We start from the raw sequence: 17,832 nt of genomic DNA on the forward strand, positions 1-17,832 counted from the left end.
GGGTCAGCGGCGCTCGCCCGGCTCGTAGTCGTCCTGGTCGTCGTGGTCGGGTCGGCCGGGCTTGAGCGGCCGGTTGGACCACGAGTCGAACAGGACCACCAGCGCCGCGAACACGATGACGAGCACCGCGACCAGCGCCAGACCACCCCAGAACATCAGGCCCGCCAACAGCAGCATCGGCACGACGGCGAACAGGCAGAACGGGTCGACCCGCCCGAAAGCCGGTTGGCGCTGCCCCGTGGATCGACCGTACTGCCCCGCCATCAGTCCGCCTGTCCTCGTCACTCGTGTCCGAATCGCCGGGTTTTCGGACCCCGGTGCCTCGAACAGCATAATTCCCGCTCTTTCGGGTGAACGGCGGGTCGCCGGGACACCCCGGTCGGGCGTGCTGAGCGCGGCCACCGGAACCCGGTTCAGGAGGTGGGCAAAAAAGCGTGAACCGGATCGGACCCCGTTCCGAATGCCTTTTACCGGGCGGGACCGGAGCGGAACCGGTCCCGCCCGCCCTTGCCCGGGGTCCTCGGCGTTTCGACCACGCCCACGGGTGGGCGGAACCGCCGGCCGAAAGCCTGGACCGGGTCGACCCTCGCCGCTCGCGCTCGCGCGGCCGGCGTTCCGCGCGGGCATCGCCTCCAGTCGACCGGCGCGGCGCAACCGGTGGACGGCCGAACGGCCCAGTCGACATTGCCTCCCCAGCGGTTAACCCTGTGTAGTACTTCTGTCAACAAACGTGACTAAGATCACCCCTAATGGGTCATCGCTTGCCCCTGGCAGTCACCAGCGGTTACGTTCCCGGCCGCAGATAACGGTTCGATCACTGGAGAGACACGGGCCCGTTTTCCCCCGGACGCGGCCCGGCCTGGATCCCCCGCCAGGTTGTCGGTGATCGGGCTCCCCGACGCAGGAGGCCCTACCCTTGGCTCGCCACAGGAAGCCCCGCGGGCAGGAGCAGATCGTCTACACGGTCAGCGCCCAGGCTCCCGGGTACACCGGTGCTCACCGCGCCGAACCGGACCGCACGCTGCCCAGGAGGCTCTCCGCGGTCGCCGTCGCGGTCGGCATCGTCACCGGAGCCGGAGCCGCCGCCCACGCGATGACCAGCGGCGCGCTCAACCCGCTCGCGGGCGGCGCGGAGTTCGGCGGCGTGCCGGACGACCACATCCGCACCGGCAACGTCGAGACGGTCCACTCGATCGACCTCGGCTCGGAGACCGCCCGGATGATCCGCCACGAGCAGCTCACCGCGCTCCAGGCGTTCAGCCAGGCCAGCGGCGTCGCGACGGACGGCTACGCGGTCCGCCAGAAGGCCGCCGAGGAGAAGGCCGCCAAGGACGCGAAGGACGCCGAGGAAGCGCGCAAGCCGGCCAAGCAGCGCCAGGTCGAGGGCTGGATCCGCGAGGCCATCGCGATCCTCGCCGCCAACGGCACCCCGATCGACGAGAGCAGCGTGGACGAGATCTGGACGATCATCCAGAAGGAGTCCAACGGCAACCCCGTCGCGGTCAACACGTGGGACTCCAACGCCATGCGCGGCACCCCGTCCAAGGGCCTGATGCAGTGCATCGACCCCACGTTCCAGTCCTACAAGATCGCCGGCCACGACGACATCTACAACCCGGTGGACAACATCATCGCCGGCGTCCGCTACACCTACGCCCGCTACGGCGGCTTCGGCAACCACCCCGGCCTGGTGGGCATCAGCAACGGCACCGGCTACCGGGGCTACTGAGCCTCGTCCCCACCGGCAGCGGCCCCCGAGCGCGCCGCGCACCCTCCGGGTACCCGCGCTCAAACATCCCCGCGTACCGACCGCACCGCGCCGCGCCCGGCGTCGGGTTCCGCCGGCGGCCGGGTGGTGCCGGCCCGGTCAGGCGACGGCGGAGCCGACCGGACCGGCGGACAGGTGGCGGGCGCAGTTCGGGCAGATGGGCCAGTCGAGCCACAGGTGACGCCCGCGGTCCGGCATGGGCAGGCACAGCGCCCGGCAGACCGCCCGGTAGCGGTCGCCCACGTGGGCCGAGTGGTGGGCCGGCTCGCCGGCCGGCACGAGGTGGCGCTGCTCGGCGAAGACGCCCGGCAGCAGACGACCCGTTGTCACGAGTCCTCCCGGTGGTGGTCGGGGAGGCTGATGGAACGCGCGGACCGTGTTCCGCCCCGCGCGGCCGTGGTGGTGGAGAGGAAGCGGCCCTCCCCCCTGAGCCCCCCCGGGCTTGGCAGACCGCCTCTGCCCCCAGTGTGCCGGAGCGGTCGTGCACACGGCTTGCACGCCGCTGCAATCCGCAGGTCGGAGGGGGTTTCCCGGGCGCTTCACCAACCCGGCGGGCGGCCGGTCGCACCGCGTGCGGCGACGGGCCGGGCGGCCGTTGCGCCCCGGCCGCGTCGGACCTGTCCCGCCGACGAAGCCGTCCGGCGGCCCCCGGCAGCGCCGACATCCCGGCGAGCCGGCGCGGGAAGCCCTGGTCGGCGTTCAGCCGGTGCACGCCCGGCCCGTTCCTGTCGATGTACCCGCCCGGCACCACCAGCACGTCGACCACCCTCGGCCACGTCCACGCACGTGCCGTAAGTGCACGTCACCGTCCACCGGTCGGGTGAACACCAGAGCATCGCGGAACCGAACGGGTCGCGCGCGCGACCACCAGGGAGATGGGGAGCGTCCCCCTTGATGCCACCCCGGGTGCCCACGCCGGGCCGGTCCGCCATTCGACGTGGCTCACCGGCCCGGCGTCACGCTCCGGCACCGGCGCGTGCTCAGCACGCGATCTCACGCACCCCCAGGTCGGCGGCCCGCGCGGCGGCCAGGTCCAGGCCGAGCCGCAGCGGCCGGCGGAGGACGTGCGAGGTAATCGGGTTGCGCACGTCGACCGGCCGCCAGCAGGGTGGGGACGTGCGATCACGTGTCGAGCCCGCTACCGGCGGTGGTCCCGGAACGTCAGCGGTGGACGCCACGGCTGACCGACTACGTCCCGCCGCGTCGGCGTTCACGATCCGCGAGGCTCACGAAGACGACTGGTCGCGGATCTGGCCCATCGTCCACGACGTCATCACCGAGCAGCGGACCTTCCCCTACGACCCCGCGATGAGCGAGCGGGAAGCCGAGCGCGGCTGGCTGGTGCCCGCACCGGCCAGGGTGGTCGTCGCCGCCGACGGCCACCGGGTGCTGGGTACCGCGAACATGTACGCCAACCGGCCCGGCCCCGGAAACCACATCGCCTCGGGGAGCCTGATGGTCGCCAGGCGAGCACGGGGCGCGGGCGTGGGACGGGCCCTCGTCACGGACATGGTCGCGTGGGCACGGCGGAACGGCTTCGCGGCGATCCAGTTCAACGCCGTCGTCGACACCAACACAGCCGCGATCCGCCTGTACGAGAGCCTCGGATTCATCACCCTGGGCGTCGCCCCCGGGGCGTTCCGCCACCCCGCCGACGGCCACGTCGGTCTCCGCATCATGTGGCTGGACCTGCGACAGAGCTAGGCGAACTCCACGGCCGGGGTGTCGGACGTCCCCGCGCCGCAGTGGCCGACGTGCTTCGCCAGGCGCAGCCCCCGGGAGACCGAGGAAGATCCGCAGCTCGCCGCACCACTGCCCGGCCCCGCACCGTCACCGGGCGGCGGTGATTCGCCGAAACGGACGTGCGGCTCAGGACCGGACCATACGATCGGGCCGATGAGGGCTCTTTCACGCGGGGTGCGCGGCGCGGCGGCGGGCGTCGCCCTGGCGGCGCTGGTCGGGTGCGCGACGACGGCCGGGACACCGGTCGGGTCGCCGGTCGGCGGCACCTCGGTGGTGGAACAACCGAGCCCCACCGGGTTGGTCGGCGCGCTGCGCAAGGTCCGGGCCACGGCCGACTCGGCCCTCATGATCGAGTACGGCGACGTGAACGCGGTGCGCGAGCTGACGACGTCCGACGCGCAGCGCTTCCGCGGTCTGGAGGGCTACGGCTACTCCGACCTCGCGCCGAGGTCGTCCCTGCTGGGCGACGCGATCGGGTTCGACCCGCGCGACGCCGCCGAGGCGATCCGGGTCGGGAAGCCGCCGAACTGGGCGGGCGTGCTGTGGACGCGGGTGGACGTCACGCTGGTCAACAGCAAGTTCGAGCGCAGCGGGGCCAAGCGCGCCGACGAGGCCGGCGCGACCACGTGGATCACCGCGAACGACGGCGAGGTGGACCTGAGGAGCCCGTTCGCCCAGATGGGGATCGTGGCCGGGTTCAACAAGGTCCGGGTAGCGCCCGACTCGATCTCGTTCGGGACGTCCGGCGGGTCGCTGGCCTGGGTGGTCGAGCCGGGCGGGTCGACGCTGGCGGACGACGGGTCCGTCGCCGCGCTCGCGTCGTGCCTGGGCGAGGTCGTGGTGGCGCTGATCGTCACCGGTCCGTCGCCGGTCGCGGTCGGGGTCCGCGCGGAGGACGACCGGGTCGACGAGGTGGCGTGCGCGCCATCATCCGCGCCCGCCGACCTGCGCGACCGGGTGCAGGCCAGGCTGGACGACGTGACGCCCGCCCGGGGCCCGGTGTGGTCGACGGTGCTGCGCGACGCGGAGGCCGAGGTGCCCGCCGACCGGCCGGGCGTGGTGCGGGTCGTGGTGCCCGCCGGTCCCGGCACGACGGCCGGCCGGGTGTTCCAGGCGGCGCAGCGCAACGAGCTGGCCGCCCTGTTCACCTGACCGGCGCGGGCCTGGGCGAGTTGCAGCACCGCCGGGTCGAGCTCCCCGGGTGCGGTGGTGAACAGGTTCATCGTGCCGATGACCTGGTCCCGCAGCCGCAGCGGCAGGACGTGCACGCCGTGGAACCCGCTGTCGAGCGCGGCGGCGGTGAACCTCGGCCACCGCTCCCGCGCGCGGGCGAGGTCGGGGCAGGTCACCCGCTCGCCGGTGCGGTAGGAGTCCGGGCAGGGCCCCTCCGAGTTCTGCGACTGGAACAGCTCCAGCAGCCGGGCGCGCTCGGTGGAGGCGGCCACGGTGGTCAGCGTGTCGTGGTGGTCAGCGTGTCGTGGTGGTCGGCCAGGAGCAGGCCGCACGCGTCGACCTCCGTCAGCTCGGCGCAGCGGCGCGCCGGCAGGTCGAGGAAGTCGATCACGTCGAACCGGTCCACCAGGGTGTCGGCGAGCAGGATGAAGGTGTCCCGGATGCGCTGGTCTCGGGTTTTCACCGGTCGTTGCCCTCCTCGGTGCCCTTCGCGCCGTCGCCGTCGCCGCCCTCGGCAAGGGGAAGACCGTGGTCGTGGTGGGTGAGGCGGAGCCGCCGGGCGATCACGTCGTCGGCGGTGTCGGAGATCGGTCGCCCGTCGGCCACGGCGTGGGCGCGCAACCGGGCCAGGGCGTGGACGAGGTCCACCCCGAGCTGGATCGCGACCATGCCGGCGGCCTGGTGCACGCGGGCGCGGTGGATGGTGAAGCTGCCGTCGAGCAAGTCGTCCAGGACCGGGCCGACGCCGCCGCGCTCGTCCAGCACCAGCGCCGGCACGGCGTCCGCGCAGGCGAGCGCCCGGCCCAGGGCGGCGGTGCCGGGCACCCCCGGCTCGTCCCGGTGGCAGACCAGCGCGCCCAGCCGGGCCTCGCCCGCCCGCACCGGGAGGGCGACCACCGACCGCACGCCGAGCTCCGCCGCCCGCACCGCGAACAGCGGCCACCGCGCGGCGGACTCGGCGGTGCGCAGGTCGTCGACGAGCACCGGCGAGCCCCACGCCACCGAGTCGACGCCGGGCCCCTCGCCGAAGGTGGTCTGCAACTCCTCGACCTCGTGGCTGCGCTCGTCGGTGGCGTGGACGGGTTCGTGCAGGTTGCCGTTCCGGGATAGCGAGAGGCACCCGCCGGTGGCGGCCAGCACCTCCACGCAGACGAGCACGGCGTGCCGCACGGACACCGGTTCGCCGTCCCGCTCGGCCAGCTCCCGCAGCCGGGCCCACACGCCGGCGGCCGGCGCGTCACCCCGGCGACGGCTCGCGCCGACACCGTCGGGAGGGCGGTCGTGGTTCACCCCGGTCATGCCGCCTCTCACCGCTGCCCGGTCCGGTGGCCCGAACAGGTGAGCCGGTCGGCGGGCAGTTCAGCCGCCGAAGTCGACTGGGACCAACGTAACGGCCGCGTCGACTCCGCCGTTGCGTGCGCGCCGCACCGCACGATCACGAAGCTGCCACGATCCACGGCCGGAACACGCGGTTGCGGCGCACCAGGTGCCTGCGGCACCGACCAATCTTGGTCCACAGTGGACAGAGCGGAGCAGGCCGCCCGGCCGTTCCGCGACCGGCGAACCCGATCACCGCCGGGCTGCCGACAGGAACGCCACCGCCGCGTCCCTCGAACACCCGCCGCCGTGAGGGTCGTCCACGGCGCACATGGCCGTATTTTCGGCAATCTGCCGGGTGCTCCACACAGGTGTAGCGTGAAGTTGAGCCCTTCGCAGGCAGTCGCCCGCCCTTCAGCGGCCGGGAGCTACTCGTCGAGGTGTCGCGGATTCCGGACCCCGTCCGCGTTGCGACCCCCGTTCCCCATGACCGGCGCACTCGCGCACCGGCCGTGCCACGCCGTCAGAGAAGGACGTGCCGATGACCACCGTCATATCCGGCGCACCGAAACCGGTGCTCGCCGAACCCCGGACCCGGGGCGAACTCGTGACCATCCGGGCGTTCCTGCTGATCCCGTTCGCGGCGCTGGTCGCCGCCGTCCCGCTGACCTGGGGCTGGGGCCTGAGCTGGGTCGACCTCGCGCTGGCGGCGGTGTTCTTCACGGTGTCCACGCTGGGGGTCACGGTCGGCTACCACCGCTACTTCACGCACAGCGCGTTCAAGGCCAAGCGCCCGTTGCGGATCGCGCTCGCGATCGCCGGCGGCCTGGCCGCGCAGGGCCCGGTGATCGGGTGGGTGGCCGACCACCGGCGGCACCACGCGTTCTCCGACCGCGAGGGCGACCCGCACTCGCCGTGGCTGTTCGGCACCGGCCCGGTCGCGCTCGCGCGGGGTTTCTGGCACGCGCACATGGGGTGGCTGTTCGGCCGCGACACCACGAACGTCGCGCGGTTCGCGCCCGACCTCGAAGCCGACGACGACATCCGCGCCGTGGACCGGCTCTTCCCGCTGTGGGTGGCGCTGAGCGCGGGCCTGCCGGCGCTGCTCGGCGGCCTGATCACCTGGTCGTGGTGGGGTGCGCTGACCGCGTTCCTGTGGGCCGGTCTGGCCCGGATCTCGTTCCAGCACCACGTGACCTGGTCGGTGAACTCGGTCTGCCACATGATCGGCGACCGCCCGTTCGCCTCCCGCGACCGGTCGGCCAACTTCTGGCCGCTGGCCGTCCTGTCGATGGGCGAGTCGTGGCACAACTCCCACCACGCCGACCCGACGTGCGCCCGGCACGGCGTGGGTCGCGGGCAGATCGACATCTCCGCCCGGGTGATCCGGGTGTTCGAGCAGCTCGGCTGGGCCTGGCAGGTGCGCTGGCCGCGCCCCCGGCGACTGGCCGCGCTGCGCAGGTGAGCACCGGCGGCCGGATTACCGGGACCGGCCGGACCACGCCGGCCGGTCGGGCTACTCCGACGTGCGAGCGCCCCGCCGGGACGAGTCGTCCCCGGCCGGGGCGTGGTCCGGTTCCTGGAAGACCGGGTCCGGCAGCCGCTCCCCGCCGGCGGGCGGCTCGGCCTGCGTCGCGGGCCGGTGCACGTCCGGGTGACTGAAGACGGCGTCGGTGGAGCGTTCGGTCATCGGACGCTCTCCGGTGAGTGGTCCAGTTCGTGCACGACGCGCACCGCGACCGCGAAGGCCGCCTTGTCGTCCAGGTCGGACATCTCGCGCACGGTGGCGCGCACGAGCTCGACTCGCGCTTCGTACCGGGAAACGTACTGGCTTGACATGATTTCCGACTTTCTCCCCGTCTCGCGGGCGCGCACCCGACCACTGCCGGGGTCGCCGCGCGAACGGGGAAGGTGCGGGCGGACTTCAGGTGAGTCTCCCGATGAGGTGTGACGTTACACCCCGGGACCCCGCCGTCACCGGCAGATGCAGGCCCGGTCCAGCGCGGAGGAGACGGTCGCCGCGCAGAAGCGCTCGCCGAGCGCGTCGTGGGAGCTCAGGGGGTGGGGGCAGGCGGTGCAGCGGTCCTCGCCACCGGCCTCGGTGTCGATTTTGACGTCGTTCGGGATGATCGCGGTCATGCGGTGCTCCGATGAGCGGTGTGGAAGGCGGGAGGCCGGAGGTCCCGGCGGATCCCACGGGGTTGTCGGCGGTGCACGCCCGGGTGCTGACCCTCTGTGCTGACCCTCTGCGGCGGCCCGGTGCGACGGCGTCGAAATGCGGCGCGCGACATGCTCCCGTCGCCTCCACCTTACTCCGGTACCTCCCCCGACGCGGGTCAGGGCGTAAGCTGCGGGTACCGAGGGTATGTCGTGCGTCGGCGATCGAGCCGGTGCCGCCTTGGGCGCACCACGATGTCCGGTCGGCTGGCCCGACCGGAGGCGGGAAGCGACTGGATGACCCCGGACCCCCTCGACACGACGGACGCAGCCCGGTCACACGAGCCGCGCCTGGCCGTGAAGCTCGAATCCGATCGCGGCGGAAAGGTCGACGGTGCCTGGTGGCCGTGGTCCACCGACCCGGCGGCCGAGTTCCCCCCGCTGATCGCCGCGATGGGCGTGGCCGACCCCGTGCTGCGGGTCGCCTACCACCTGCGCACCTGGCAGCGGGCCGCCCGCCGGATCACGGTCGGCGACTTCGCGGTGCGCCTGGAGGGCTTCCCCTCCACCCACCCCGACACGGTGAACCTGATCCGGGCCGACCACTCCCGGATCCGGCTGCTGGTGATCCCGCCGAGGACGTCGGTCGAGGTCGCCCACGCCGTGCTGCGCGCCGCGTCGACCTCGAACCGGACCACGACCGTCGAGCAGATCATGGCCGACAACGCCGTGGCCTCCGGCCGGAACAAGGCGTACCCGATCGCCATGCGCGTCCGCCCGCAGCGGCACGACGAGGAGAACCGGTGGGAAACCGTGAATGGCGTCGTAGGCCGTGCGTCCGTGTCCGGCGTGGCCTGACCCCGCCCGCTGCGGTCGTCTCCCCCTGAGTCGCTGAGCCGAAGTCCCGGGCGGTCGCGGTTCGGTGTCCCCGAGGTGCCCGAACCCGACTGTCGGTCCCCACCGCCCACGATGCGGGCGTCGGCGGGAAACCGCTGCGCGCGTTCGGCCGTACCGGGTACGAGTGGTTCACGGAGCAGGTCGAGGTCTGACGCGGACCCCACGGCGATCGGATGCCTTCGTGTGCCGTGGCCTGGCCGGAACCGCTCTGCCCGGCTCCCGCCACCGGTCCCCGATGCGCCGCAATCCCGTGCCACCGAAGGACTTGGCGCGCTGCTACCTTCCGAAGGCCGCCGAAAACGGCTGGAGGTGCCATGACCGACGTGTCCGGGCAGGAAGCGGTCGTGCGGGAAGTGCTGCCCGAAGTCGCCGCGAGGTTCGCCGACCTCATCACCCGGGCCCCCGCACCGGGTGCGCCGGCCACCGCCGACTGGACCGTGGCCGACACCGCCGCGCACGTGACGGCCATCGCCGTCCGCTACGCGGAGATGCTCGCCCCCGACGGTGGCGAGGTGCGCCGCGCGGTGGCCGACCAGGTGGCCGAGGTGACGGTGGACACCGTGGCCGAGATGAACAACAGGACGCTGGGGCAGTTCACCGAACGCGATCCCGCCGTCCTGGCCGCCACCCTGCGGTCGGCCGCCGGCACCGTCGTCGACCTGGCCGCGAACGCCGACCTGCGGCAGCCCGTGCCGTGGCTGGGCAACTCGCGGGTGCCCCTCGGGGGTGTCCTCGCCCACCTGGTCAACGAGATGCTCGTGCACGGCTGGGACATCGCCCGCGCGACCCGGACCCCGTGGCCGATCGCACCGCGCGAGGCCGCGCCGTTCTTCGACCTGTTCGTCGTCGGCATGATCCGCAACGACGTCGGCCGCCTGCTCGACGGTCCCCCGCCCGACGACCGGCGCATCGCCGTCGCCTTCCGGTCCCGCCACACCGCACCCGTGACGCTCGTGCTGCACCACGGGCGCGTCCGCGTCCAGGAAGCCGACGACCCCGCCGACGCCCGGGTCTCGTTCGACCCGTCCACCCTGAACCTCGTGCTGTTCGGCCGCGTGAGCCGGGCCCGCGCCGTGCTGACCGGCAGACTCCGCGTCACCGGCCGCCGCCCGTGGCTGCTGCCGGCGTTCTTGCGCACCGTCCGCCTCCCCACGAACGCGGCCCCGCTGCCGTCCGGGTGACCGCCACGCGGTGGACGTGGTGCCCCTGCCAGAACTCGAACCTGGGACCTCGACGTTCGTAGCGTCGCGCTCTGTCCACCTGAGCTACGGGGGCGTGGCGGTCCGGCCACGGTGTGGCCGGACCGCCGGCATCGCCCTGGTCGCACGGATCGGCGGCGGGGGCGGGGGAAAGTGGTCTGGGCGCGTCCCGAGAACCCGTGCCGGGGGTGACCGGCCGGAAACCTCGGCACGCGAGGAAAAGCAGGAGCCGCCCGGCTCGGTTCCCCGATGGGCGGCTCCCGGTGCCTGACGGGTCTTACGTCACGGCGAGGAGCCCGCGCGCACCGGAATTCCCGGGCGCTGCCAAGGGAGAAGCCGCCGGCGCACAGCGGGTACCGCAGCGCGGCGACGCCACTCCCACCTGCCCGTCACGACTTCCTCCTCTGCTCGTTCAACGCACCCATGGTCACCGACCACGAGTTCCACCGTCAACCGGATTTCAGGCACCGCGACAGCACAACCCCGGCGAGTGGCAGACCACCCGGAGCGACTTCGCTCCCAAGTCCACTGTGGACATACAGTGGTGGACAACCCCTTCCACGTCGAGACATCCTCCGACTCCCCCGTCACCAAGGTCACCACGGTCCCAGCAGCACCGCCGCCAGCGCCATCAGCAGCAGCACCGCGAACCCCCGTCCCATCCGGTAGCCGTAGCCGGTGAGCGAGCGCATCACCAGGCTCCACGCGGTGACCGCCGGGCCCGCCCACCCGACCGCCCGCGCCCGTTCCGCGTACCGCAACCGCTGCTTCTCCACCAGCACGGTGGCCGCGTCCACCTCCTGCCCGTCCGACCGCAGCACGGCGGCCAGCCGGTCGTAGGCGTCGGGCGTGAACCGCCGGGACGCGCGGCGTAGCTGCACCAGCCGGCGGCGCACGGCGGGGCCGTCCTCCAGCCGGGGTTCCAACCGCAGGTAGTCGAACCCGGCGAGTTCGACACCGCCGCCCGCGCCCCACAAAAACCGGTTGTCGTTGAGCAGCGAGCACCGCGCGTACCGCAGGTCGACCCGCCCCCGGGGCGCGTCCTCCACGGCCAGCCCGAGCTCCCCGGTGACCAGCCGGCACGCGTCCAGCGCCACCGCCCGCGCCGCCAGGTGCGCGCCGCGCAGGTCGACCCGACCGCGCACGGCCGCCCCGGACAGCACCACGGTCCCCTCGGCGGCCAGGTCGGCCAGCCGCAGCCCGTCGCCGATCCGGGTGTCCCGCAGGTCCAGCGCGAGCCCGCCCGGGTCGTGCAGGGACGCGCCGGACAGGTCGACCCGGCCGCCGACGTCCATGTCGGACAGCCGGAAGCCGTCGTCGCTGCGGGTGTGCGCCAGGTCGACGTCCCCGGCCACGTGCGCGCGGGCCGCCGACACCCCGCGCAACTCCGCGTTCGAGGCGCGCAGGTCGCCGCCGATCCACGTGTCCACCAGTCGCAACCCGGTGTGCACCAGGGCGAACGCCAGGTGCACGTCCCCGGCCACCCGCGCCCGGTCCAGCGAGAGCGGCTCCTCGTCCACCTGGACCGCGCCCAGCACCAGCGACCCGCCGACGGTCGCGCCGACCAGCGACAGCGACCTCAGCCGCGCCTCGGTCAGGTCGACGTCACCGGTCAGCCGGGCCCGGTCGGCGACGACATCGGCCAGCCGCGCCTGGCGCAGCGTCACCGCGCCGCCGACCCGCGCGTCGGCCAGCACCACGGCCCCGGTCGCGGTCACTCCGATGCGCACGTCGTCCTCGCCGAGCACGCCGCCGCCGACCCGCATCCCGCGCCCGTCGAACGCGACGCCGTCCGCGCCGTCCAGCACCGCGCCCGCCAGCACCAGGTCCCCGCCCACCGACAGCCGTCGCGCCCGCACGGCGGCGATCCCGCTGTCCCGCAACGAGATCTCGCCGCCGACGGTCGCGTCGCCGAGCTCGACCGGGCCGTGCACGGACGTGCCGGACAGCACCAGGTCCCCCCGGCACCGCAGGCGGCGCGCGTCCAGGCCGGGCAGCACGCAGTCGTCGAACTCCAGGCGGCGCACGTGGCCCTCGCTCAGCGCCGGCGGCACGTCGAACCGGCAGCGCGTGAACCGCAGCGCGCGCAGCGGCGCGTCGTGCGCTTCGAGCACTCCGGTGACGTGGGCATCGAAGAGGTCGACGTCACCGTCCCCGAGTTCCGCGGCCGGGATGTCCCCGGTCGTCATCACATCCCCCTTCGCCCGGTGCCGGCGGCCCCAGGGTGTGGGCGATGTTAACGGTGCATAGTTACCTCTCCGTCCGCCCCGATGCGGAACCACCCGACCGCCGAACGGGTGTCCCACCAGCCACCTCATGCCGGAACGGGGGCGCGAACGGCCCACTCCGAAGGTCTATCTTGAGATCGGGTTGCCGTAGTGGCACCGCCGTCACAGCACCGCGACCAGCACCCCCACCGCGCCGCGCAGCCGCACGCGCACATCCGTCCCCACTCGCGGGCGATGGTCGCGTGCCCGACCCATCCGCGAAGGTGTTGTCGCACACCACGACCACCAGGTCGGACAGCGCGTGGTGCACCGCCGCCCACCGGACCACTTTCGCCTCAATTTTCATTGAAGCGACCTTGGCGACCGGTCCCAGCCGACGTCACGACCGCACCATGACCAGTCGTCGCCTCCCACCGGACGACGAGAGGGCGGCCCGCCGGGCCGTCCAGACCCGGCGGGCCGCCCTCTCGAAGACCCGGACCTCGACCTAGACCTCGGCTTTGACCTCGGCTTCGACCTTCGGTTCGGGCAGGTCCAGGCTGGACCGCAGCGTCACCGGCTTGAGCAGCAGGGCCGCGACCACGCCCACCACCGCGATGCACGCCGAGATCAGGAAGACGTGCCCGGTCGAGTCGCCGTACGCGGCGCGCACGATGTGCCGCACCCCCTCCGGCAGGGCGCTGAGGTTCAGGCTCCCGCCGCCCCCTCCCGTCGCCGGGATGCCGGCGGCGGTCAGGCCGGTGGTGATCCGCTCCTGGACGTCGCGGGCGAGCACCGCGCCGAGCACCGACACGCCGATCGTGCCGCCCAGCGAGCGGAAGAACGCGATGGTCGCGCTGGCCGAGCCGATGTCGCGCAGGGGAACCGTGTTCTGGACCGCCAGCACCAGGTTCTGCATGCTCATGCCGACTCCGGTGCCGACCAGCAGCATCGCGCCGCCGACCAGGACCAGCGACGTCTCGTGGTCGATCGTGCCGAGCACCGCGAAACCCGCCACCAGGGTGATCGCGCCCGCCACGATGTAGGGCTTGACCCGCCCGGTCCGGGTGATCATCCGGCCGCTGATCACCGACGCGCCCAAGACCCCGGCCATCATCGGGATGGTCAGCAGGCCCGCTTCGGTGGGGGTGTAGCCGCGCCCGATCTGGAAGTACTGGCCGAGGAACACCGCGCCGCCGAACATCGCCATGCCCACCGCGACGCTCGCCAGGATCGCCAGCGCCGTGGTGCGCTTCTTCACGATCTCCAGCGGTACCACGGGTTCGGCCGCCCGCGACTCGACGAACACGGCCAGCGCGAGCAGCAGCACCGCGCCGCCCACCATCGCGCCGCTCTGCCACGACACCCAGGCGAACGAGCCGTCGACGAACGAGATCCAGATGAGCAGCACCGACACGCCCGCCGCGATCAGCGTCGCGCCCAGGTAGTCGATCTTCACGCCGGACCGGCGCGCGGACGGCACGCGCAGCGTCGCCTGCAACACGAACAGCGCCAGCAGCGCGACCGGCACGCCGATGAAGAAGCACCACCGCCAGCCGAGCCATGCGGTGTCCACGATCAGGCCGCCGAGCAGCGGGCCGCCGACCGTGGCGACCGCCATGACCGCGCCCAGGTAACCGTTGTACCGGCCGCGTTCGCGGGGCGGGATCATCGCCGCGATGACCACCTGCACCAGCGCCTGGAGGCCGCCGACGCCGATGCCCTGGAACGCGCGGGCGGCGATGAGCTGCTCGGCGTTCTGGGCGAAGCCGCTGATGATCGACCCGGCCGCGAAGATCACGATGGCGACCTGCACCATGGTCTTCTTGTCGAACAGGTCGGCCAGCTTGCCCCAGATGGGCGTGGTGGCCGTGGCGGTGAGCAGGGTCGCGGTGACGACCCACGTGTACTGGGTCTGCGACCCGTCGAGCGCACCGATGATCTGCGGCAGCGCGGTGGACACGACCGTGCTGCTGAGCATGGCCACGAACAGCACGAGCAGGAGCCCGCTGAGCGCTTCGAGGATCTGCCGGTGGCTCATCGGTGCGGTGCCTTCGACAGGCGGAGCACTCATCGAGCTGCCTCCAAGGTGGAGCCCAGGGCTCCTTCGACGTCGGTGGTGAGCCGGTGCAGGGCCGAGGTGAGCGCCTCGACCTCGTCCGGCGACCAGTCCGCGAGCGCCCGGGTCATCAGGTCGTCGTACCAGCCCCGCGCCTCGGCGAGGGCGGCGTGCCCGGCGTCGGTGACGACCAGCACGCTGGCCCGCCCGTCGGCCGGGTCGGCACGCCGCTCGACGAGGCCGTGCGCGACGAGCGCGGCCACCGCCCGGCTGACCGTGGACGGGTCGAGGCCGGTGCGCGACGCCAGTTCCTTGGCGTGGCACCCGCTCGACCGGTCGATCAGGGTCAGCGTGCCGACCAGGCCGGTCGGCACGGGCGGGTAGTGGTCGGTGCGCTGGTGGCGCACCATCCGCACGATCTTCATCAGGTCGCGCAGCCGCTCCACGAGCTCCTCGTGCTGCGGGCTGGTGTCCACGTCGACCCCTTCCCCGGAATGCTTGCTTACTACAAGCATCTATCAAACTTGCCCGCTGCGCAAGTTTGCCCAGTGGGCAAAGCTGTAACCTGGGTCTCGATGAACGACGGACTGCGCGAGCGCAAGAAGGCGGCCACCCGCCAAGCCCTGCACGAAGCCGCCGTGCGACTCGCGCTCGAACACGGCCCCGACCGGGTCACCGTCGAGTCCATCGCGGACGCCGCCGACGTCTCCCGCCGCACGTTCTCGAACTACTTCGCGGGCAAGGAGGAGGCGATCTTCCACGGCGACCTGCTGCGCCTGCGCCGCCTGCTCGCCCTGGTCCGCGCCCGCCCGGCCGACGAGCCGCCGCGCGCCGCGCTCGCCGAGGCCGCGCGGCTCCTGCTGGCCGGGAGCGACCGCCCGGACCCGCTGTGGGTGGCGCAGCGCCGCCTGCTGCGCGGGCACCCGAGCCTGGTGGCCCACCAGGTGGCCGCGTACGCGGTGGTCGAGCGCGACCTGACCGCCGAGATCGGCGCGCGCGGGCTGGACGACCTGCGGGCCCGGGTGCTCGCCGCGACGTTCCTCGCGACCTTGCGCGCCGCCACCCAGCACTGGCTGGAGCACCCGGACCGCAGCCTCGCCGAGTGGGTGGCCGAAGCCCTGACGTAAAAAGCTGAACGTCGTGCACATTCGATACCGTGAGTTACTCCACCACCCTGAGCGATGACCCGGTCACGCACCGGGTCGGGACAGGACTCGCGGATGACCAACCCCACCGTTTCCCCGGAGCGCGGGCCCAACCAGGGCCGGCCGGCCCTGCGGCTACCGCCCGAGTACACCGAGCGCACGCCGGGCCGCCCGTTCGACCCGGTGGCGCACCAGCGCGACCTCGGTCGGGAAGGGCCGGTGCACGAGGTCGCGATGAACGACGGCGACCGGGCCTGGCTGATCACCGGGCACGAGCAGGTCCGCGCCCTGCTCGCCGACCCGAGGCTGAGCTCCGACCGGTTCCGCAGCACCCGATTGGTCCAGAAGATGCCGGTGGAGCTGCGCAAGCGCCTGATCGCGCCCTCCGTTCGCGCGGGCAACTTCCTCGCCATGGACCCGCCCGACCACACCCGCTACCGGCGGCTGCTGACCGGCCAGTTCACCGTGCGGCGGATGCGCGGGCTGGAGCCGCGCATCCACGCGATCGTGACGTCCCACCTGGACGCCATGATCGCGGCCGGATCGCCCGCCGACCTGGTGCCGGCGTTCGCGCTGCCGGTGCCGTCCCTGGTGATCTGCGAACTGCTCGGCGTGCACTACGAGGACCGCGCCGGTTTCGAGGCGCGCACGTCCACGCTGCTGCGGCTCGACGCCCCGGTCGAGGACATCGTGCGGGCGGCCGACGAGCAGCGCGCGTTCCTGCTCGAACTGGTGCGGCGCAAGCGCGTCGAGCCCGCCGACGACCTGCTGTCCGGCCTGATCGAGGCCGAGGCCGCGCTGACCGACGACGAGCTGGCGAACATCGCCAACCTGCTGCTCATCGCGGGCCACGAGACGACCGCCAACATGCTCGCGCTGGGCACGTTCGCGCTGCTGGAGCACCCGGCGGAACTGGCCCGGCTCCAAGCTGACCCGTCGCTGGCGGACGGCGCGGTCGAAGAGCTGCTCCGGTACCTGTCGATCGTGCACCTGGGCCCGATCCGGCTCACCCTGGAGGAGGTGGAGGTCGCCGGCGTCACCATCCCGGCCGACGCCACGGTGGTCATCTCCTTGCCGATGGCGAACCGCGACCCGCGCACCTACCAGGACCCCGACGCCCTGGCCGTGACCCGGCCGAGGGTGTCGCACCTGGCGTTCGGGCACGGCATCCACCAGTGCCTGGGCCAGCAGCTCGCCCGGGTGGAGATGGCGGTGGCGTTCACCGAGCTGCTGCGCCGGCTGCCCGGCCTGCGCCTAGCCCTGCCCGCCGGCGACGTGCCGCTGCGCAGCGACATGCTCGTGTACGGCGTGCACAGCCTGCCGGTGGCCTGGGACGACGCGATCTAGCTTGGGGTTTGAACGTCTTGGGTCCGGCGCGTCCACCCCGTTGCTCATGAGCGAAGCCCTTGGTTGATCAACCTTCCCGTCTGGGGAAGAAGATCGGGCCAGGGGCTTCGCCATGATCAGCGTGAACCACATCGGGGTGCCGGGCGCGGGTGGGGAGTTGTCGTGGTTCCGACAGGAGGTCCATCGGATCGGGTATTCGGCATCCGAGGACCGGCCTGCCGGAGTCGTCGATCCGCGTCAGCCTCGGAGCGGGCCGGCATCGAGCTGCCGTAGCTGATTCAGGGTCCATGGTCCGTTGGGCAACGGCCGAGTCGCTACGACGAGACACACCGCTGCTCTCCGGCAACGGGGTCCAAGTCGCCGGGAGGCTGGTGCGGGCGTTGTCCAGTCTGCTCACCCCACCGGACGAGCTGCGTTGAGCCGTTGCGGTGTCCTACTGCGGCGATGCGGCGAGGCAGGTCGACATCGGGGACGTCGAGCGCCAGGAGGTCCTTCGCGCGGACGCTGGTGTCGTTGACGAGCCGCCACAGGCTCTTCTCCCGCAAGGGTAGTTGGTCGTGGCCAAGCAGCACCTCCAAGTCGGTGCCGGACGACATCCGTGCGCGCACCGACGTCCGGGGTCGGCGCGCGGGACGGACCGGCGTTCCAGCCCTGCTCGCGCCACCAGCCGATGGCAGAGCGAAGGCTGTTCAACCGGATGTTCGCGGTCACTGCGGCCGTGTCGCCCCAGCGTCGCGCGAACCACTCGGCACTCGACCGTGTGGCGGTCTCGTCGCCGAGCGTCGAACCCGAGTGTGCTTGATCAGTCTCTTGTGCCAGG

At 72.8% G+C, this 17,832-nt stretch carries 18 protein-coding genes, 1 tRNA gene and 1 pseudogene; 8 read left to right on the plus strand and 12 right to left on the minus strand.

Features of this window, described 5'->3' with window-relative positions; translation table 11 throughout:
* Positions 1 to 3 precede the first annotated feature (3 nt).
* Positions 4 to 264: a hypothetical protein gene (locus AB0G01_RS18210; RefSeq protein ID WP_360946807.1), complete on the minus strand. Its 261-nt coding sequence runs from the start codon at positions 262 to 264 to the stop codon at positions 4 to 6.
* A 652-nt stretch (positions 265 to 916) separates the two neighbouring features.
* Here AB0G01_RS18210 and AB0G01_RS18215 point away from each other — a divergent pair.
* Positions 917 to 1,729: a transglycosylase SLT domain-containing protein gene (locus AB0G01_RS18215; protein ID WP_360946809.1), complete on the plus strand. Its 813-nt coding sequence runs from the start codon at positions 917 to 919 to the stop codon at positions 1,727 to 1,729.
* A 138-nt stretch (positions 1,730 to 1,867) separates the two neighbouring features.
* Here the strand turns inward: AB0G01_RS18215 and AB0G01_RS18220 are convergent, their stop codons facing one another.
* Entirely contained in the window at positions 1,868 to 2,098 is a 231-nt protein-coding gene (locus tag AB0G01_RS18220; protein WP_360946811.1) for a hypothetical protein, read from the minus strand.
* Between the two features lie 837 nt (positions 2,099 to 2,935).
* Between AB0G01_RS18220 and AB0G01_RS18225 the strand changes: the two genes are divergently transcribed.
* Positions 2,936 to 3,472 carry a GNAT family N-acetyltransferase gene (locus AB0G01_RS18225; RefSeq protein WP_360946813.1) on the plus strand — a complete coding sequence of 179 codons (537 nt, stop codon included), beginning with the start codon at positions 2,936 to 2,938 and terminating at the stop codon, positions 3,470 to 3,472.
* Between the two features lie 192 nt (positions 3,473 to 3,664).
* Entirely contained in the window at positions 3,665 to 4,663 is a 999-nt protein-coding gene (locus AB0G01_RS18230) for a hypothetical protein (RefSeq protein ID WP_360947404.1), read from the plus strand.
* Between the two features lie 44 nt (positions 4,664 to 4,707).
* Here AB0G01_RS18230 and AB0G01_RS18235 read toward each other — a convergent pair.
* The 3 genes and pseudogenes from AB0G01_RS18235 to AB0G01_RS18245 form a co-directional block, all read right to left on the minus strand.
* A pseudogene (locus AB0G01_RS18235) lies at positions 4,708 to 5,016 on the minus strand (GAF domain-containing protein); the annotation flags it as partial.
* Entirely contained in the window at positions 4,962 to 5,147 is a 186-nt protein-coding gene (locus AB0G01_RS18240) for a hypothetical protein (protein WP_360946815.1), read from the minus strand. The pseudogene AB0G01_RS18235 and the gene AB0G01_RS18240, both read right to left, overlap by 55 nt.
* A complete protein-coding gene (locus AB0G01_RS18245; protein WP_360946817.1) occupies positions 5,144 to 5,983 on the minus strand; it encodes a GAF and ANTAR domain-containing protein in 840 nt (279 codons plus the stop codon). Before AB0G01_RS18245 ends, AB0G01_RS18240 begins: the two co-directional genes overlap by 4 nt.
* Before the next feature lie 559 nt (positions 5,984 to 6,542).
* Here AB0G01_RS18245 and AB0G01_RS18250 point away from each other — a divergent pair.
* Positions 6,543 to 7,466: an acyl-CoA desaturase gene (locus AB0G01_RS18250; RefSeq protein ID WP_360946819.1), complete on the plus strand. Its 924-nt coding sequence runs from the start codon at positions 6,543 to 6,545 to the stop codon at positions 7,464 to 7,466.
* Between the two features lie 51 nt (positions 7,467 to 7,517).
* On the opposite strand, the gene AB0G01_RS18255 is transcribed toward AB0G01_RS18250, so the two are convergent.
* The 3 genes from AB0G01_RS18255 to AB0G01_RS18265 all read right to left on the minus strand — a co-directional run bounded on the left by AB0G01_RS18255 (position 7,518) and on the right by AB0G01_RS18265 (position 8,140).
* Positions 7,518 to 7,691 carry a hypothetical protein gene (locus AB0G01_RS18255; protein WP_360946821.1) on the minus strand — a complete coding sequence of 58 codons (174 nt, stop codon included), beginning with the start codon at positions 7,689 to 7,691 and terminating at the stop codon, positions 7,518 to 7,520.
* Entirely contained in the window at positions 7,688 to 7,840 is a 153-nt protein-coding gene (locus AB0G01_RS18260) for a DUF6307 family protein (protein ID WP_360946823.1), read from the minus strand. Before AB0G01_RS18260 ends, AB0G01_RS18255 begins: the two co-directional genes overlap by 4 nt.
* Before the next feature lie 135 nt (positions 7,841 to 7,975).
* Positions 7,976 to 8,140 carry an RGCVC family protein gene (locus AB0G01_RS18265; protein ID WP_360946825.1) on the minus strand — a complete coding sequence of 55 codons (165 nt, stop codon included), beginning with the start codon at positions 8,138 to 8,140 and terminating at the stop codon, positions 7,976 to 7,978.
* 315 nt (positions 8,141 to 8,455) lie between these two features.
* Here AB0G01_RS18265 and AB0G01_RS18270 point away from each other — a divergent pair, with 315 nt between their 5' ends.
* Together AB0G01_RS18270 and AB0G01_RS18275 are read left to right on the plus strand one after the other, a co-directional pair.
* The gene (locus tag AB0G01_RS18270; protein ID WP_360946827.1) at positions 8,456 to 9,016 is read left to right on the plus strand and encodes a DUF5994 family protein; all 561 of its coding nucleotides are present in this window, start codon (positions 8,456 to 8,458) and stop codon (positions 9,014 to 9,016) included.
* A 353-nt stretch (positions 9,017 to 9,369) separates the two neighbouring features.
* The gene (locus AB0G01_RS18275; protein ID WP_360946829.1) at positions 9,370 to 10,236 is read left to right on the plus strand and encodes a maleylpyruvate isomerase N-terminal domain-containing protein; all 867 of its coding nucleotides are present in this window, start codon (positions 9,370 to 9,372) and stop codon (positions 10,234 to 10,236) included.
* A gap of 17 nt (positions 10,237 to 10,253) precedes the next feature.
* Here AB0G01_RS18275 and AB0G01_RS18280 read toward each other — a convergent pair.
* The 4 genes from AB0G01_RS18280 to AB0G01_RS18295 form a co-directional block, all read right to left on the minus strand.
* Positions 10,254 to 10,330: transfer RNA gene (locus AB0G01_RS18280), tRNA-Arg, on the minus strand.
* A gap of 520 nt (positions 10,331 to 10,850) precedes the next feature.
* Entirely contained in the window at positions 10,851 to 12,443 is a 1,593-nt protein-coding gene (locus AB0G01_RS18285; RefSeq protein WP_360946831.1) for a hypothetical protein, read from the minus strand.
* A 526-nt stretch (positions 12,444 to 12,969) separates the two neighbouring features.
* Complete coding sequence (locus AB0G01_RS18290; protein ID WP_360947386.1) at positions 12,970 to 14,502, minus strand: MDR family MFS transporter; 1,533 nt, start codon at positions 14,500 to 14,502, stop codon at positions 12,970 to 12,972.
* Positions 14,503 to 14,531: 29 nt separating this feature from the next.
* Positions 14,532 to 15,035 (minus strand): MarR family winged helix-turn-helix transcriptional regulator, encoded by a 504-nt coding sequence (locus AB0G01_RS18295; protein ID WP_360946833.1) that lies wholly within the window; start codon positions 15,033 to 15,035, stop codon positions 14,532 to 14,534.
* Between the two features lie 60 nt (positions 15,036 to 15,095).
* Between AB0G01_RS18295 and AB0G01_RS18300 the strand changes: the two genes are divergently transcribed.
* Positions 15,096 to 15,647, plus strand: coding sequence for a TetR family transcriptional regulator (locus AB0G01_RS18300; RefSeq protein ID WP_360946835.1), 552 nt, complete (start codon positions 15,096 to 15,098; stop codon positions 15,645 to 15,647).
* A gap of 93 nt (positions 15,648 to 15,740) precedes the next feature.
* Complete coding sequence (locus AB0G01_RS18305) at positions 15,741 to 17,012, plus strand: cytochrome P450 (protein ID WP_360946837.1); 1,272 nt, start codon at positions 15,741 to 15,743, stop codon at positions 17,010 to 17,012.
* Positions 17,013 to 17,832: the final 820 nt, after the last annotated feature.

Source organism: Actinosynnema sp. NPDC023587, assembly GCF_040640215.1.
GTDB lineage: Bacteria > Actinomycetota > Actinomycetes > Mycobacteriales > Pseudonocardiaceae > Actinosynnema.